At 41.9% G+C, this 16,589-nt stretch carries 13 protein-coding genes; 11 read left to right on the plus strand and 2 right to left on the minus strand.

Going from position 1 to position 16,589, the window contains the following annotated elements; translation table 11 throughout:
- Positions 1–126 precede the first annotated feature (126 nt).
- The 4 genes from H540_RS0122825 (at position 127) to H540_RS0122840 (ending at position 7,076) form a co-directional block, all read left to right on the plus strand.
- Positions 127–2,511, plus strand: coding sequence for a DUF6359 domain-containing protein (locus tag H540_RS0122825; protein WP_028402523.1), 2,385 nt, complete (start codon positions 127–129; stop codon positions 2,509–2,511).
- Between the two features lie 465 nt (positions 2,512–2,976).
- On the plus strand, positions 2,977–3,549 hold the full coding sequence (locus H540_RS0122830; protein ID WP_028402524.1) for a TetR/AcrR family transcriptional regulator: 573 nt from the start codon (positions 2,977–2,979) through the stop codon (positions 3,547–3,549).
- Between the two features lie 69 nt (positions 3,550–3,618).
- Complete coding sequence (locus tag H540_RS0122835; RefSeq protein WP_028402525.1) at positions 3,619–5,805, plus strand: YhgE/Pip domain-containing protein; 2,187 nt, start codon at positions 3,619–3,621, stop codon at positions 5,803–5,805.
- Between the two features lie 257 nt (positions 5,806–6,062).
- The gene (locus H540_RS0122840) at positions 6,063–7,076 is read left to right on the plus strand and encodes a LacI family DNA-binding transcriptional regulator (protein ID WP_028402526.1); all 1,014 of its coding nucleotides are present in this window, start codon (positions 6,063–6,065) and stop codon (positions 7,074–7,076) included.
- 136 nt (positions 7,077–7,212) lie between these two features.
- Here H540_RS0122840 and yhfH read toward each other — a convergent pair whose 3' ends face one another.
- Positions 7,213–7,344 (minus strand): protein YhfH, encoded by a 132-nt coding sequence (gene yhfH / locus H540_RS32565; protein WP_081415248.1) that lies wholly within the window; start codon positions 7,342–7,344, stop codon positions 7,213–7,215.
- A 161-nt stretch (positions 7,345–7,505) separates the two neighbouring features.
- Between yhfH and H540_RS0122850 the strand changes: the two genes are divergently transcribed.
- From H540_RS0122850 to H540_RS0122865, 4 genes are all read left to right on the plus strand, one after another.
- Complete coding sequence (locus tag H540_RS0122850; protein WP_028402527.1) at positions 7,506–8,240, plus strand: MBL fold metallo-hydrolase; 735 nt, start codon at positions 7,506–7,508, stop codon at positions 8,238–8,240.
- A 9-nt stretch (positions 8,241–8,249) separates the two neighbouring features.
- A complete protein-coding gene (gene lplA / locus H540_RS0122855) occupies positions 8,250–9,236 on the plus strand; it encodes a lipoate--protein ligase (RefSeq protein ID WP_028402528.1) in 987 nt (328 codons plus the stop codon).
- Between the two features lie 148 nt (positions 9,237–9,384).
- On the plus strand, positions 9,385–10,911 hold the full coding sequence (locus tag H540_RS0122860) for a fatty acid--CoA ligase family protein (protein ID WP_028402529.1): 1,527 nt from the start codon (positions 9,385–9,387) through the stop codon (positions 10,909–10,911).
- 309 nt (positions 10,912–11,220) lie between these two features.
- Complete coding sequence (locus tag H540_RS0122865) at positions 11,221–12,477, plus strand: M48 family metallopeptidase (RefSeq protein ID WP_028402530.1); 1,257 nt, start codon at positions 11,221–11,223, stop codon at positions 12,475–12,477.
- Positions 12,478–12,559: 82 nt separating this feature from the next.
- On the opposite strand, the gene H540_RS0122870 is transcribed toward H540_RS0122865, so the two are convergent.
- The gene (locus tag H540_RS0122870; RefSeq protein WP_028402531.1) at positions 12,560–13,438 is read right to left on the minus strand and encodes a pentapeptide repeat-containing protein; all 879 of its coding nucleotides are present in this window, start codon (positions 13,436–13,438) and stop codon (positions 12,560–12,562) included.
- 403 nt (positions 13,439–13,841) lie between these two features.
- Here H540_RS0122870 and uptA point away from each other — a divergent pair, with 403 nt between their 5' ends.
- From uptA to aceB, 3 genes are all read left to right on the plus strand, one after another.
- Positions 13,842–14,441, plus strand: coding sequence for an undecaprenyl phosphate transporter UptA (gene uptA / locus H540_RS0122875; protein WP_028402532.1), 600 nt, complete (start codon positions 13,842–13,844; stop codon positions 14,439–14,441).
- Between the two features lie 63 nt (positions 14,442–14,504).
- Complete coding sequence (locus H540_RS0122880; RefSeq protein WP_034671773.1) at positions 14,505–14,690, plus strand: DUF4083 family protein; 186 nt, start codon at positions 14,505–14,507, stop codon at positions 14,688–14,690.
- A 295-nt stretch (positions 14,691–14,985) separates the two neighbouring features.
- Positions 14,986–16,566, plus strand: coding sequence for a malate synthase A (aceB, locus tag H540_RS0122885; RefSeq protein ID WP_028402534.1), 1,581 nt, complete (start codon positions 14,986–14,988; stop codon positions 16,564–16,566).
- The last annotated feature ends 23 nt before the right edge of the window (positions 16,567–16,589 follow it).

The raw sequence follows: 16,589 nt of genomic DNA on the forward strand, positions 1-16,589 counted from the left end.
TAAAAAATTGTAAATTTATAACAATATTCTTTTTTCGTTATAAAAGAATGATATTATATAAAGGCCGGTTAAAAAACTGGAAATTTTGCAAGGAAAAGGAATAGCCTTGCTTAAGGGGGAGAAAATTTGAAGAAGTTTCTTTCAGCATTCTTCGTGCTGCTTTTAGTTTTTCCGTTTATTTTGCCTAGTATTAAAGCAGAAACAGTATTAACGGTCGATGAAGCAATTCAAAAATTTAAAGACACAGGGAAAGCGAATGCTGTTGTTGAGGGATATATTATCGGTTACACAACAAACCCCTCAAAGTATACAAACGATCCATCAAAATTTGGAGATACGAACGTGGCCATTGCGTCTTCTTCCTCTGAAACAGATCCTGCGAAAATCATGCCTGTACAGCTTCCTTTAGGTGATGTTCGCAAAGCGGTAAACGTGAAAGATCATCCGGAAAATGTAGGAAAAAAAGTGCGCTTGACAGGTACGCTCGATTTATATTTCAGCAGCCCGGGGCTGAAGTCGGTTACAGCTTATCAATTCGTTGACGGACAGCAACAGAATCAAGTGCAAGATGTGCAAGCAAATCCGAACAGCGGAACTGTAGATGCGGGAACAATAGTATCTTTGTCTACAGCTACAGAGGGCGCTGTGATTCATTATACGCTCGACGGAACAACACCGACGGAACAAAGCCTTATATACAGCACTCCAATCGAAATTAAGAAAGATGTTGTCGTGAAAGCTGTAGCAATGAAGGAAGGTTTAACTCCTTCTAAAATTGCAGAATTTTCGTTCTTAATTAAGAACGAAAAACCGCTGCGTATCCATGATATTCAGGGAAAAGGGCATGTATCTGCTTATAACGGCAAAACAGTTAGAAACATAGAGGGGATTGTGACAGCGACAGATTCTAACGGCTTTTATATGCAAGATTTGCAGCCGGATGACGACGCAGCAACTTCTGAAGGCATTTACGTGTATAAGAAACAAACGGGAGTAAAACCGGGAGATGTTGTCGTTACAGACGGACAAGTAGACGAATATATTGGACAAGGCTATTCAGATAAATTTAAAACAGATTTAGCAACTACTGAGCTGAAAGCAAGCCGCGTAGAAGTAAAAGAATTTAATAAGGAGCTTCCGGCAGCTGTTGTGCTTGGAAAAAATGGAACGAAAATTCCTGATCAAATCGTAGATAATGATTCCTTCTCTATCTTTGATCCGGCAGAGGATGCCATTGACTTTTATGAAAGTCTTGAAGGGATGCTTGTTGAAATTAATGATGCGGTTGTAACAGGCCCGCAAAAATATGGAGATGTATATGTAGCGGTAGATAATGGATCAATTAAGCCTCGCACGCGCGCGGGCACGCCTATTCTTTCAGCAGATAACGTAAATCCTGAACGCCTTTCTGTGAAGGCGGGAAGAACGTTTGTAACGAAGGCCGGCGATGTGTTTGCTGGTAAGATTACAGGTGTTATCGGATATGATTACACGAACTATCGCGTTATTCCTGTAGGCGAGCTCCCGATGCTCCAAGACGGCGGATTGAAGCAGCAGCGTACATCTCTTAAACCATCATTCGAGGAAGTAACAGTGGCAACATTCAATATTGAAAACTTCTCTGCGAATAAAGAACAAACATCAGATGAGAAAGTACATCGTTTAGCAACTGCTATTTTGGAGAGCTTGAACACTCCTGATATTATTGCGGTTGAAGAAATGCAGGATAATAACGGAACCATTAATGACGGTACGACAGATGCTTCGGAGAGCGCACAGAGATTGATTGATGAAATTTGTGCTTATCAAGGGCCTGTTTATAAATATGTGGACTTAGCACCGGAAAACAACCAAGACGGGGGAGCGCCGGGAGCTAATATTCGCGTAGGCTTCCTCTATAATCCAACTCGAGTGAAGCTTGTGCAGTCGAATGATAAGAAGAACCTTCTGCCGAAAAATCCAATGAAAATCGGGGCGGACAATCCTCTTTTCGATAATACGAGAAAGCCTCTTGCTGCAGAGTTTAAGTTTAAAGATCAAAATTTTGTAGTAGTCGCAAATCATTTGAACTCTAAAATTGGCGATGTATCACCATTTGGAAAGATTCAGCCTGTAGTGCTTGGAAGCGAGCCGAAACGCGTCGAGCTGGCGCAAGAAGTAAATCGCTTTATGCAAAGCATTGTTGCCGGCAAAAAAGATGCAGTCGTAGTAGCAGCGGGAGATATGAATGATTTTGAATTTTCTAAGCCGCTTCAAGCATTAAAAGGAGATATCATGACAAATATGATGGAAACATTGCCGAAAGAGCAGCGCTACACATATATTCATGATGGAAACGCACAAGTGCTTGATCATATTCTTGTTACGAAAAATGCAGAGCCTTATACAGCTATTCAGCCGGTTCATATCAATGCTGAGTTTATGGATGAGCATGGGCGTGTCAGTGATCATGATCCAGTATTGGCACAAATCGATTTCAAAAAGATGAAAAAAGATAAAAAAGCTTCTTGATAAGGAAAAGCCCCTGAGCTATTAATTCAGGGGCTTTTCTTGTATGCGTTGTTCTTGCATATATACGTTCTCTCCTATATATGAGTAAATTAAATTTCGACATGTCCATGTGCTATGTGCAACCAAAAGGGAGTATGGTATGTTTCTTCTTTTTGGTTTACCCTTGCAGGAACCACTACAAAGGTTTGACCGCTTCTGTACGTCTTTTAATCTCTCCCCACTATAAACGTTTTTTTATTTATTTGTATATAAATGTTTCGTTCAATATTTGTATAATTTATTTTATACTATAATCATAGATAATCCGTTTTATATGTGTCATGAAGGCAGCATAAGATGAAAAATAAGTAACAAAATAAGAACAAAATGTAAGGTTTGTATCTTGTGCTTTATGAATGCGTATGATAATATACATCCATACCAACTGACTATATTATTCAACTGGTCATTATGGAGGTGAGAAACTTGGCTGTAGATCGAAAGAGAGCAGTTGTAGAAGCGGCAACAAAGTCGTTTGCATCCTTTGGTTATAAGGCAACCACAATGGATCAAGTGGCGAAGCTCGCAAACGTCGGAAAGGGAACAATTTACACCTTTTTTAAAAACAAAGAAGAGTTATTTGGTGAAATTATCTCTCATTTGATCATGGAAATGAAACTGGTGGCTGATAAAGCAATTGATCCTGATGCACCGTTTTTTGAAAATGTGCATCGCGCCATTTATAGTATTCTGGAGTTTCGCAAGGATCACCAGCTTACAATTAAGCTCATTCAAGAAGAACGGCAAATCGGTACGCCGGAAGTACAGGAAGTCATGCAGAAGCTTGACACCGCAATTCTTTCGTACATCCGTACGCAACTGGAAAAAGCGATTGAAAAGGGAGAAATTCGCGAGTGCGACCCGGAGATCACCGCATTTATCATGGTGAGATTGTATATTGCTTTGATTTTCGATTGGGAAAAAAATCATAAGCCTTTAGAGAAAAAACATATCGCAGAGCTGTTTGAATTATATTTATTAAAGGGATTGTCAAAATAGATAGTCCTTCTTCTTATCATAAAAATGACTAAATGAACAATGTGGTCAATTGTTAAAGGAGGGAGAAAGATGAGAAGATTTGCAGAGCTGCGAGCCGAATTCGCAGCCATTTTTCAGAAGCGAATGATGTTGATCGCTCTGATTGCCATTATGTTTGTTCCTTTTCTGTATGCCGGCGTGTATCTATACGCATTTAAAGATCCGTACGGCGAGCTTGACCATCTTCCTGTCGCTATTGTAAACCTTGATAAAGGGGCAACGCATGACGGCAAGGAATTGACTGTCGGGAAAGACTTTGTGGAAAAGCTGAAAGAGAAAGCCACGTTTCAATGGCACTTTGTTACAAACAAAGAGGCACAAGAAGGATTGAAGAATCAAAAATATTATATGGTAATCCGTATTCCAGAAAACTTTTCGAAAAATGCGACTACGCTAATGGATGATCATCCAAAGCATCTGGAGTTGGAATACATTCCGAATAAAGCATACAACTTCCTGGCTTCTCAAATTAGCAGCAGCGCTGTGGAGAAGATGAAAGAAGAAGTGTCCGCGACTATCACGGAAACGTATGCTGAGGATATGTTCAATTCTGTGGCGAAGGTGTCTGACGGTTTGAAAGAAGCGAGCGATGGGGCGAAGAAGTTAAATGACGGGACAGTTGCGGCGAAGGACGGGTCAATACAAATTCGTGACAACTTAAAAACGCTTGCAGAAAAATCCATTGAGTTCCAAAAAGGCACAACAGACTTAAGCAGCGGTTTATCTCAATTGCAACAAGGGCAGCAAAAACTGCAAGCGGGAGCCATTCAGGTACAGGATGGTACGAATAAGATAAGTAATGGGTTAAATAGTACATTGCCTGGTATTGATGAAATGAGTCAGAGAGTTCCGGAATTAGAGAAAGGGTCGGAACAGTTAAAAGCGGGAGCAGTCCAACTTCAAGGCGGTGCTAAAGATTGGCAAAGTAAGGCCAACGATCTTAGCAGTGTTGCTGAACAAACTGCTAAAGGAGCAAAAGATGTGCAAGACGGCATTACTGAACTTACTAAACAGTTACAGCGATTCTTAAGTGATCCAAATCTCCCGCAAGATCAGAAAACCGCACTCGAAACAGCTTTAAATCAATTGAACGCTGGCAGTAAACAAGTAGCAGATGGATCTGCAGGTGTATCAAGGGGAGTCAGCGGGTTAGCAAAGAATACAAATAAAATTATAGATGGTGCAACAGGTTTGGTGAATGGTGCAACACAGATAAACGATGGCCATAAGAAATTAGCAGAAGGCGTAAGCAAATTACACGATGGCCAGCATCAGCTCGCAGAAGGAGCAACAAATCTGGCAAATGGCCAAAATGAGTTCATGCAAGGTTTTCAGCTGTTTGGCAGTAAGCTGGGAGAGGCGACGGCAGGTTCAGTTCAGCTTGTTGACGGTTCCAACAAATTTGCAGACGGCACAGGTCAGCTCGCTAAGGGTTCTACAGACTTAACTGATGGTATGAGCAAACTTCAAGACGGCTCAGGAGAACTGTCCGGCAAGCTTCATGATGCTGCAGATGAGACGGGAAAAGTGAAAGGAAGCGACGAAAAATACAATATGTTTGCCAAGCCTGTAGAAGTAACAACACATAGCTTTGGTGAGGTGGACAACTACGGTACAGGCGTTTCGCCTTACTTTATTTCTCTCGGCCTGTATGTAGGAGCGTTGTTATTGAGTGTAATCTATCCGCTTCGTGAAGCGGCAGGAATTCCGAAAAACGGCTTCCGCTGGTTTGCAAGCAAGTATACGGTGCTGCTGATTGTAGGAGTGATGCAATCGCTCATTATTGACGCAGTGGTACTGTTCGGACTTGATTTTAAGGTGCAAAGCGAACCGCGTTTTGTGCTGTTCACACTTATCACAAGCATCGCGTTCCTGTCTCTTATTCAGTTTCTTGTTACTGCGTTTGGAGATGTCGGCCGGTTTGCGGCGATTATCATTCTTATCTTGCAATTAACTACAAGTGCAGGAACATATCCGATTGAGATGGTGAACAAAGCGATGCAGGCGTTCGGTCCGTTAGTGCCGATGACATATTCTGTAGCCGGTTTTAAGGCTGTGATCACAAGCGGAGACTACAGCTTTATGTGGCATAATGCAGGTGTGCTGGCGATGTGGGCGCTTGGCTGTATTTTCTGCACAAATATATGCTTCCAGCTTCTTCACAGACGCTGCTTCAAGAAGGTGCAGCCAGGTACAGATGCTGGCGCACAAGCATAAAAGATAGCAACGAGGATATATGGCATAGTGCCCTATATCCTCTTTTTGCATTTCGGCTATCGGAGGGAGTGTTGCAAGACATACGTCCGTTATCCTTTTGTTTTAAAAAATATAACACATTTGGACGTCATATTCCTAAATATAACGCCTTCTTCATGCTTGTATGTTACAAAAAAGCTGCAAGCCATTGAAAATTTATAGTATTTCCTATATAATGTAAAATGGAAAACGCTTTCATATTTAAGGGGGAGAGGTTTGTGCCAACGATCGAGGACGTGGCAAAGTTGGCGGGATTATCCCGAACAACTGTATCACGCGTAATTAACAACCATCCGTATGTATCTGAGGATAAGAAGAAAAGGGTCATTCTTGCCATGAGTACGCTCGGTTTCGTACCGAATTCTGCCGCGCGCAGACTTCGCAAGCAAAAAGCAGAAACAATTGCTGTATTAGTCCCTCGGGTGACAAATCCCTTTTTTAGTAAATTGATAGAGTCACTTGAAATGGCCGCTTCTGAATATAAATATAAGCTTATTATATGTCAGACACGTTATTTGCTGGAAAAGGAACTGGAATATTTGCAGCTGCTTTCCACAAAGCAAGTGGACGGCATCATTTTATGCTCTTTACAGAATAAGTGGGAACATGTAGAGCCGTATTTAGATCACGGGCCAATCGTATTATGTAATGAGTATGCAGAAGAAGCTCATATTCCGACGGTTAAGTTCAATCAAGTTGAAGGCGCTTACATAGCTGCGAAGCACTTGCTTGAGCAAGGGCATCGCCGTTTGCTGTTCTGCAGCGGAAGCGAGCAAAGCATGGTCGTACAGCACCGTAAAATGGGTTTTTTGCGCGCTATGGCAGAGCATAAGCTGCAAGTGGAGCTTGTTGAGTTTATCGAGGATGCTTACGATATTGAAGATGGCAGAAGAGTCTTTCACAAAATTGCACAAATGAAAAAAATCCCGACAGCTGTCTTTGCCGGGGGGGATGAGGTAGCAGCAGGGATTATATCAGAGGCAAAACGGAATCATTGGAGCGTTCCGGACCAGTTGGCTATCGTCGGCTTCGACAATCAGCTGCTATCGGAAATAACAGAACCGACGATTACAACAGTTTGTCAGCCTATTGACAAGATGGCTCACAAAGTCATCGACCTGATGATGGAAAAAATTCAAACGAAAAAATATCATAAAAAAGAAGTATATGAATTTGAGCTTGAACTGCTTATCAAGGGTTCTACAGCAAAAAATGTCATAATGTTAGCCTAGCAGAACATCTGCTAGGCTTTTTTAATGATAAGAAAGGATAAAATTGCGCATCTAAAAGGCTTTGACCGTTACTATACGGCGCACTATGCCCACCTAAAAAGAATTCAGCGTGGTATTCTCCCGTGCTGCGCTTTTCTTATTCTCCCGTATGAATACATTCTTCACATTGGTTATGGTATGCCTCATGCTGCTCATCAATTTCTTTTCCGCATGTACAGCAATTCTTAGGCGGCAAGCTTCTGAAAAACTCCATTGGATTTTGTAACATGAATGATCCCTCCATTTCCTTTGTTATTAACATTGTATTAGTACAATTATATTTAGTCAACAACTGTTTTATAACAAAATTAAAAAATAATGAAAATGTCTATAAAAACGACTATAGTTAAGGTGCAGTGTGAAAACTGAAAGTGGAAAGGACGTGAGCGAATGAAAGTAACAGTTGTAGGCTTTTGGGGCGGCTATCCTGAAGCGGGAGAAGCAACCTCGGGCTATTTGTTTGAACATGACGGATTTCAATTGCTCGTTGATTGCGGCAGCGGTGTATTATCGCATTTGCAAACATACATAAAGGTAAGTGAATTGGATGCGGTGCTTCTGTCTCATTATCATCATGACCATGTAGCAGACATCGGTGTCTTGCAATATGCATGGCTCGTTCACTTCTTTAACGGCGTAAAGCTTCCTGAGCTTCCGATTTACGGTCATGCACTTGATGCAAAGGGATTTGATTCACTGACATATGCACCATATACAAAAGGCGTAAAGTACGATCCAGGGGAAGTGCTGCAAATCGGACCATTTTCTATCACGTTTTTAAAGACGATGCATCCTGTGCCATGCTTCGCCATGCGCATTACAGAAGGAACTAATACAGTTGTATACACAGCGGATACAAGCTATCTTCCTCAACTTGCTTCATTTGCAAAAGGTGCAGACCTTTTGATTTGTGAATGCAATATGTATGCACATCAAGACGGCAAGAGTGCAGGGCACTTAAATAGTACAGAGGCAGGCAGTATCGCGAAGGAAGCGAACGTAAGCGAGCTTCTGTTGACGCACCTGCCCCATGCAGGGAATATCGCTGATTTAGCGGAAGAAGCGAAAAAGGTATATGAGGGCCGTATTGCGCTTGCACGCAGCGGGTATATTTGGAGCCGATGAGGTGAAAGCATGTTATATATTGATAATAAAGGAATTACAGACCCGACTATTAACTTAGCTATTGAAGAATATTGTTTGAAGCATCTTGATATTAATGAGACATATTTGCTGTTTTATATTAACGAACCATCAATCATTATCGGCAAAAACCAAAATACAGTGGAAGAAATCAATGCGGATTATGTGAAAAAAAAAGGTATTCACGTCGTACGCAGACTATCAGGCGGTGGAGCTGTGTATCATGACCTTGGCAATTTAAACTTTAGCTTCATCACCAAGGACGACGGAGAAAGCTTCCATAACTTCAGAAAATTTACGGAGCCTGTCATTGAAGCGCTTCGCGAGCTCGGCGTTCATGCTGAGCTGAGCGGGCGCAATGATATTTTGGCAGAAGGACGCAAAATTTCAGGAAACGCGCAGTTCTCCACAAAAGGAAGAATGTTCAGTCACGGTACGCTGCTGTTTAATTCTCATATTGAAGACGTCGTATCGGCCTTGAATGTAAAAATAGATAAAATTCAGTCAAAGGGCATTAAATCCATTCGCAGCCGCGTAGCGAACATAAGCGAGTTTTTACATGATTCCATCACAGTGGAAGAGTTTAAGCAGCTGTTATTGAAAACGATCTTCCATACAGATGATATTCCTTCTTATGAGCTGACTGAAGAGGACTGGGCCGCTATTCATAAGCTGTCCCAGGAGCGTTACCGCAATTGGGACTGGAACTATGGCAAATCGCCGAAGTTTAATGTGCAGCACTCCCATCGTTTTCCGGTCGGTCAAATTGATGTTCGCTTGGAAGTGAACAAAGGAATCGTGGAAGAATGTAAGATTTATGGAGATTTCTTCGGTGTAGAGGATGTAAAAGATATTGAGGAACGCTTAGCTGGCCAGAAATTCTCCAAAGGGGAATTCGAAACAGCGCTGAAGGATGTAAATGTACAGCGTTATTTTGGTAATATAGCAACGGAAGATTTTATCGGCTTATTCTTTTAAAAGAATAAAAATAAAAAACTAGCCGTTTTATACATTTGGCTAGTTTTTTATTTTTCTGGAAAACGAATTCTACTTGATTATTTAATTTTCTTTCAATTATAATATATTTAGAATTTTTATAATTTTTTGTAAAAGGAGGGCTTCTTCAGTGAATCTCGTTCACTCATTATCGGAGACGGCAAGGAAGAAGGGAGAAAAAACGGCTTATATTTTTGAAGAAAAAGCCGTATCGTATGCGGAGCTTAACGGCGCTGTCACGAAATTTGCAAGCGGTTTATCGAAGCTTGGGGTAAAGCAAGGGGATCATGTCGCATTGCTTGTAGGAAATTCGCCTTATTTCGTTATCGGATTATACGGAACGATGCGTGTCGGCGCAACCGTCATTCCGATTAATCCAATTTACGCACCAGATGAGATCCACTACATTTTACAAAACGGAGACGTTAAAGCTATTATCACCTTAGACCTGCTTCTTCCTGTAATGAATCAGCTCGCACCAAATCTGCCTTTTATAGAACATATCATCGTTTGTCCGACATCACCAGATGAAATTGCATATACGGAAAAAATGAAATCGTTTACAAGTGTTTTAGAAGCAGGAGATTTTTCCTTGCCGATGCCTGACATGCAAGACGAGGATAATGCAGTCATTTTGTATACGTCAGGTACAACAGGCAAGCCGAAAGGAGCTATGCTTACACACCGCAATCTTTACAGCAACGCAAGTGATGTAGCTTCGTACTTGCAGTATACGGAAAATGATAAAATCATTGCAGCCTTGCCGATGTTTCATGTGTTCTGTTTAACGGTAGCGTTGAACGCACCGATTGTAAACGGTGCAACGGTTCTTATCGTGCCAGGGTTCAGTCCGAAAGAAGTATTCCGTATTGCAAGTACATATGAAGCGACTGTATTTGCAGGCGTACCGACTATGTACAACTTCTTGTATCAATATCCGGAAGGAAATGTAGAAGATTTGCAAACGCTTCGTCTATGTATTTCCGGCGGTTCTTCCTTGCCGATAGCTCTTCTTGAAAACTTTGAAAAGAAATTCAACGTCATGGTTTCAGAAGGATACGGCTTATCGGAAGCTTCCCCAGTAACGTGTTTCAATCCGCTTGACCGTCCTCGTAAGCCGGGCTCTATTGGCACGAGCATTTGGCATGTGGAAAACAAAATTGTGAATGAAATGGGAGAGGACGTAGCGTCGGGAGAAGTAGGAGAGCTAATCGTCCGTGGTCCAAACGTGATGAAGGGGTATTACAAGTTGTCTGAGGATACGGCTGCAACGCTTCGTGAAGGATGGCTGTACACGGGTGACCTGGCTCGCATGGATGAAGACGGCTACATTTATATCGTAGACCGCAAGAAGGATTTAATTATTGTCGGCGGCTACAACGTATATCCGCGTGAAGTAGAAGAAGTATTATATAAGCATCCTGCTGTTACGGAAGCAATTGTTCTCGGTGTACCTGACGATAACTTAGGCGAAGCGGTCAAAGCATATGCTGTAATGAATGATGCTTCAGTCAGTGCGCAGGAAATCATTGTATATTGTGCGCTGCACCTTGCAAAATATAAGGTGCCGACGTCTGTTGAGTTTTTGGAGGAGCTGCCGAAAAACGCAACAGGCAAAATTTTGCGCCGTGCGTTGAGGCAGGAAATGAAGGCGTAAAGAAGAAGAGATCCCGCGGGAGAGGGATCTCTTCTTTACATCGTATCTTCAATTTTCTTTAACGCCTTCGTGTTATCCAATCCCTTTTCCTCTATACCGAACACTTCAATCAAACGGTTATCTTTATCCAGTAAGTATGGTAAAGGTTATGTATAGCTTCTTCATGCTATCGCCCTCCCGTTTTTATCATCCAGGCAGTAGAAATAAAACAGCAGGAGGGAGATTGAATATTGCGGATTGCTTGTTCTAATTTTTTGGACAACAACTACAATAATAGTACGGAGAGTTTGGACACCGAGGAGGGGAATCATGAAGAAGGTCATAAGTTGGTCATTATTGTTGTATGTTTGTTTTGGCTTGTTTATATACTGGTATTTGTTTTACGGAACGAATGCAGGTATACCTGAGGCATACAAGGGCTCAAGCGCAGATCCGGCGACATTTATGAATGCAAAAGAGCTTGTGCTCAGCCAGGATTATTCACGAACGAAGTATGTATTGTACTTTTTATCGACGCCGCTGGAATGGATGGTTTTACTGTTTGTTTTAGTTCTCGGCATTTCAAAGAACTTTGAAAAGTGGGCGAAGGATACAACAAAGGTACGCTTTGGGCAAATCGCCATTTATTTGTTTTATTTGTCCTTGCTGACTACAGCTTTGTCTCTTCCTTTACAATGGGTCGGGTATCAAGTGTCAAAATCATATAAGATTTCGACGCAGACGGCTGCAAGCTGGATGAAGGATCAGGTTATCGATTTTTGGGTGAACTTCGCTTTAATGCTTGTAATTGTAACTGTGCTCCTTTGGCTTATTCAAAAAAGCGAAAAGCGCTGGTGGCTGTATGCATGGGCGCTATCTGTACCGTTTACTATTTTTTTGACATTCATTCAGCCTGTATTCATAGATCCGCTGCATAACGATTTTATGCCGCTGCAAAATAAGGAGCTAGAACAGAAGATTTTAAAGCTTGCGGATCAAGCAAATATACCGGCCAGTCGCGTGTATGAAGTGAACATGTCAGAGAAAACGAACTCATTGAATGCTTATGTAACAGGCATCGGTTCAAATTCCCGAATTGTGCTTTGGGATACGACACTCAAACAGCTGAGCGATAATGAAATATTGTTCATTATGGCTCACGAAATGGCACATTATGTGAAAAAGCACATTTATTGGGGTATGGCCGGAGAGATTGCGATGTCCTTTGTCGGTTTATTTCTTATCAGCCGCATTATAAACGGAACGATTCGCAAATGGGGGGATGTGTTTCATATTTCAAAAGCAGCAAGCTTTTCTGTGCTGCCGCTGTTTTTCCTCGTCTCGTCTATTTTATCCTTTGCGGCAAGTCCGGTAACGAATTATGTATCGCGGATGGAAGAACGGGCCGCCGATAACTATGCGATGGAGATGACAAGAGATAATAACGCGGCAGTTGCGACATTTCAAGACTTGTCCAAAACGAGCTTAAGCCAAGTGAATCCGCCGGGGCTTGTGAAATTCTTCTTGTATACACACCCGACGATTTTTGAAAGAATTCAATATCTAGAACAATATGGAAAGGAATAAGAAGTCAAAGAAAGCCTTCAGATTGTTCTGAAGGCTTTTTTAAATGGCCTAGTGACAGGGGGGCTGCTTAAGCCAGCTCGCTTTATGCTCCTAAAGTGGACCAGTGCGTTGGCCGAGTGAGCGACGGCGGCAGATTTGTGTTGGAATCGCCCTTCGCTGCATTGAGCTGGGCTTGGGTAAGAAAGATACTCTCAGTGAGGTCAGCTCCTCTGAGATCAGCATCTCGGAAATCAGCCCCAATGAGGTCAGCCCCTCTCAAGTCGGCTCCTCTGAGATCGGCAGCAATAAGGTAGGCCCCTCTCAAATTGGCACCTTTGAGGTCAGCCTTTCTGAGATTAGCCCCGATAAGATCAGCTCCTCGGCCGTAGGTCTTCTTACGCCCCCCGGGGCCCTTCTGCTGACGAAGAACTTCGGCTCGTACGAGTTCGCTGGTCTGTAGGAGCAAAGCATTAACATCTGCCCAGTGTGCTGTCATGTCCAGTTCAACGAGAGAGTCGGGACTGAGACGAGTGAGGCGTTCGGTCTCATCAAGTGCCGAGCTAAGTTCACCGTGGATCGAATGGGCTGGCTTCAACGTCAGAGCTTCGGTCAAATACCACAGCAGCTCATGGAGTTGCCGCATAATCGGGAACACCTCAAACATTTGCTTTGCGGTTTCTGGGGCTTTTCGCCAGTCAAGTCCTCCAAAGGTGATTTGAGAAACCTTTTGCCCCGCGCCAAAGCAATCATAAACAGTGCAACCTCGAAAACCTCGTTGTCTAAGATTTTTATGAACACCGCAGCGGAAGTCTGATTGTAGGTTAGGACAAGGCTGGCCAGCGTCTTTATCAATCGCGAAGTCTGCCGAAGCTGCAAAGGACAGCGCAACACAGCACAAGCCAAAACAGTTTTCGCAGTTAACTTGTAGACTGCGGCGGCTCTTGTCAAGCAAAGATCCTGAATATTTGTGGTTGTCAGACATGATGCGGCCTCCTTTATTCCTATACTTGTATAATCTAATTTAAACGCAAGGCTATAAGATATTTTTCTTATAATTTTTCAATCTTTATATATTATTACTAAATATTTTTTCTGTCAATCTAAGCAGAGTAGGATTAACGCTAACCGATAACACCGATTATGTGAACAAGGAATCCCCTCCAGCGAAGTGATTCTGGAGGGGATTTTTATAGGTTTCTATATACATTGACTACCGATAATGTCATGTTATGTAAACCTCACATGTATAGAATACACAACCCTAAAATATATATTTTTATATTCATCAGTTACCTATGGTATAGTATAGAAATATTGGAATTATATTCAAAATTACAAAATTTCCAATTACTATAATTTAATACTTACAAAATAGGAGAACTCAAATGCTAGGAAATTTTATTCATTCAATTCTAGTCTTTTTAGAAGGACTTGGTTACTGGGGGGTTATGCTTGGATTAATGATTGAGGTTATTCCAAGTGAAATTATACTCAGTTATGCTGGTTATTTGGTTTCATCAGAACGTATATCGTTTTGGGGTGCAGTTTTATTTGGTACTATAGGAGGAGTTTTAGCACAACTTTTTATATATTGGATTGGACGATACGGGGGGAGACCCGCCCTTAAGCGTTATGGAAAATACATCTTTATTAAAGAGAAACATATTAACCATGCGGAATCCTGGTTTAATAGATATGGGACAGGTGTTATTTTTACTGCACGCTTTATCCCTTTTGTACGTCATGCGATTTCAATTCCTGCAGGTATTGCTAAGATGTCACATGTCCGATTTATTACCCTTACAACACTTGCTATTATTCCTTGGTCGATGTTATTTATCTATTTAGGTCAAACTCTTGGAGAAAAGTGGAAAGATATTAATGTAATTGCAGGTCCTTATGTTAATAAATTTGCTATTGCCGCGGTTGGTATTGTTGCTTTGTATTTTATTATAAAAATATTAGTAGCTAGGCAACGCCGGTAATAATTGTATTTAACTCCCGATAAAACTGATTGTGTCAAGTAGATAGGAGGATCAGAAATCAATATGCCTATAGGAACAGTAATTTATCAATTATTTGTCTTTCTCCTAATCAGCTTGTTTTTTGTCTCACTTACTTTATTTGTAAGGTTGTTGCTAAGAAATCAATCAAATAAAGCAGCATCTTTAAATCAAATTGAGAAAAAACTAGATAAAATTATTGAGAATCAAGAAAAGTTACTAAAGAAATAGCACTGCCGATAATCTTGGTTATGTAAAGAAGCCTATTTAAATAAACAGGCTCCTTTGCTATATATGGGAAGCATAAGTTGACCGTAAACTAAAAGAAGCATAAGATGGCTGTTCTGGCCAACTTATGCTTCTTTTTACACTTATCATAGTATTTAGAAAGCGTTTTCATTTGTCCTTAGACAGGTTCTGGTATATTTTTCTTAAAAATTCAAAAAATACCTTCCTTTTCTGAAAGTTTGTTATATAATATAAATATAAAAGTTAAACTGTTATAAAACAGAAAGGGGATGCTTATATGCCGACACAAACGTCAGGAGTAACGATAGAAGGAGAGATCTCTCTTGCTTACTCTGAAATTTTGACGCCAGAGGCACTGAAGTTTGTTAAATCTCTACACGAGAAGTTTAATGGACGGCGCCAAGAACTGCTGGCAAAGCGGAAAGAGAAGCAGGAGCAGATTGACAAGGGGGCGTTCCCAAGGTTTTTACCGGAGACTGAGCATATTCGAAACAGCGAATGGACGATTGCGCCGCTTCCGGAAGACCTGCAGGATCGCCGCGTAGAGATTACGGGTCCTGTAGACCGCAAGATGGTTATCAATGCGCTGAATTCCGGAGCGCGCGTGTTTATGGCAGATTTTGAGGATGCGAACTCTCCTGTATGGGAGAATAACTTGGATGGACAAATCAATCTGCGCGATGCAGTGAACGGGACAATTTCCTTTACTAACCCAAACGGAAAAGAATACAGGTTGAATGAAAAAAAAGCGGTGCTTATGGTAAGACCAAGAGGCTGGCATTTAAATGAAAAACATGTGATTGTGGACGAAGAAGAAATGTCCGGCAGCCTGTTCGATTTCGGTTTATTCTTCTTCCATAATGCCAAGACGCTGATTGAAAAGGGAAGCGGGCCGTACTTTTATTTGCCGAAGCTGCAAAGCCATTTAGAAGCAAGACTCTGGAATGATGTGTTCGTGTATGCACAGGAGTATATCGGCATTCCAAACGGCACAATCAAAGCGACGGTACTCTTGGAAACGATTCACGGGGCATTTGAAATGGATGAAATATTGTATGAGCTGCGCGATCACTCCGCAGGGTTGAACTGCGGCCGTTGGGACTATATTTTCAGCTACTTGAAAACATTTGCGAAGCACCCAGAATTTCTCCTTCCTGACCGTGCGCAAGTGACGATGACAGTTCCGTTTATGGAAGCATACTGTCTGCGCGTAATTCAAACGTGCCATCGCCGCAACGCACCGGCTATGGGCGGAATGGCAGCGCAAATTCCGATTAAGAACGATCCAAAAGCAAATGAAGAAGCGTATGCGAAGGTGCGCGCCGATAAAGAGAGAGAAGCAAACAACGGACACGATGGGACATGGGTTGCCCACCCGGGGCTTGTACCAGTTGCGCTTGCGGTGTTTGACCGCATTATGACGACCCCGAACCAGATTGATAGAAAACGAGAAGATGTGCATGTGATAGAAGCGGACTTACTGAAAGTACCTGCTGGCACAATTACAGAACAGGGCTTACGCACCAACATCAATGTTGGCATTCAATATATTGCATCATGGTTAAGCGGAAGAGGAGCTGCACCAATTCATAACTTGATGGAGGACGCTGCGACAGCAGAAATCTCCCGCGCTCAAGTATGGCAATGGGTTCGCCATCCAGAAGGAAAGCTGGAAGACGGCACAAAGATTACTTTTGAGATTGTGGACCGATATCAAGAAGAAGAATTGGAAAAAATCAAGCGTGAGGCGGATTTTGCGTCAGATAAATTGCAACAGGCGTCCAAACTGTTTACCGATTTAGTGCGCAATGATGAATTTGTAGAGTTTCTTACATTGCCGGGCTATGAATTGCTGTAAAGTACCATATTCTATATAACTAT

This window comes from Ectobacillus panaciterrae DSM 19096 (genome assembly GCF_000430785.1).
Lineage (GTDB): Bacteria > Bacillota > Bacilli > Bacillales > Bacillaceae_G > Ectobacillus > Ectobacillus panaciterrae.

Excerpts from the sequence above, each read along its gene's own strand:
- H540_RS0122880 (WP_034671773.1), top strand. The coding sequence starts at position 14,505 with ATGCCTATAGGAACAGTAATTTATCAATTATTTGTCTTTCTCCTAATC.
- uptA (WP_028402532.1), top strand. The coding sequence starts at position 13,842 with ATGCTAGGAAATTTTATTCATTCAATTCTAGTCTTTTTAGAAGGACTT.
- H540_RS0122870 (WP_028402531.1), bottom strand. The coding sequence starts at position 13,438 with ATGTCTGACAACCACAAATATTCAGGATCTTTGCTTGACAAGAGCCGC.
- H540_RS0122850 (WP_028402527.1), top strand. The coding sequence starts at position 7,506 with ATGAAAGTAACAGTTGTAGGCTTTTGGGGCGGCTATCCTGAAGCGGGA.
- aceB (WP_028402534.1), top strand. The coding sequence starts at position 14,986 with ATGCCGACACAAACGTCAGGAGTAACGATAGAAGGAGAGATCTCTCTT.
- yhfH (WP_081415248.1), bottom strand. The coding sequence starts at position 7,344 with ATGTTACAAAATCCAATGGAGTTTTTCAGAAGCTTGCCGCCTAAGAAT.
- H540_RS0122865 (WP_028402530.1), top strand. The coding sequence starts at position 11,221 with ATGAAGAAGGTCATAAGTTGGTCATTATTGTTGTATGTTTGTTTTGGC.
- H540_RS0122835 (WP_028402525.1), top strand. The coding sequence starts at position 3,619 with ATGAGAAGATTTGCAGAGCTGCGAGCCGAATTCGCAGCCATTTTTCAG.
- lplA (WP_028402528.1), top strand. The coding sequence starts at position 8,250 with ATGTTATATATTGATAATAAAGGAATTACAGACCCGACTATTAACTTA.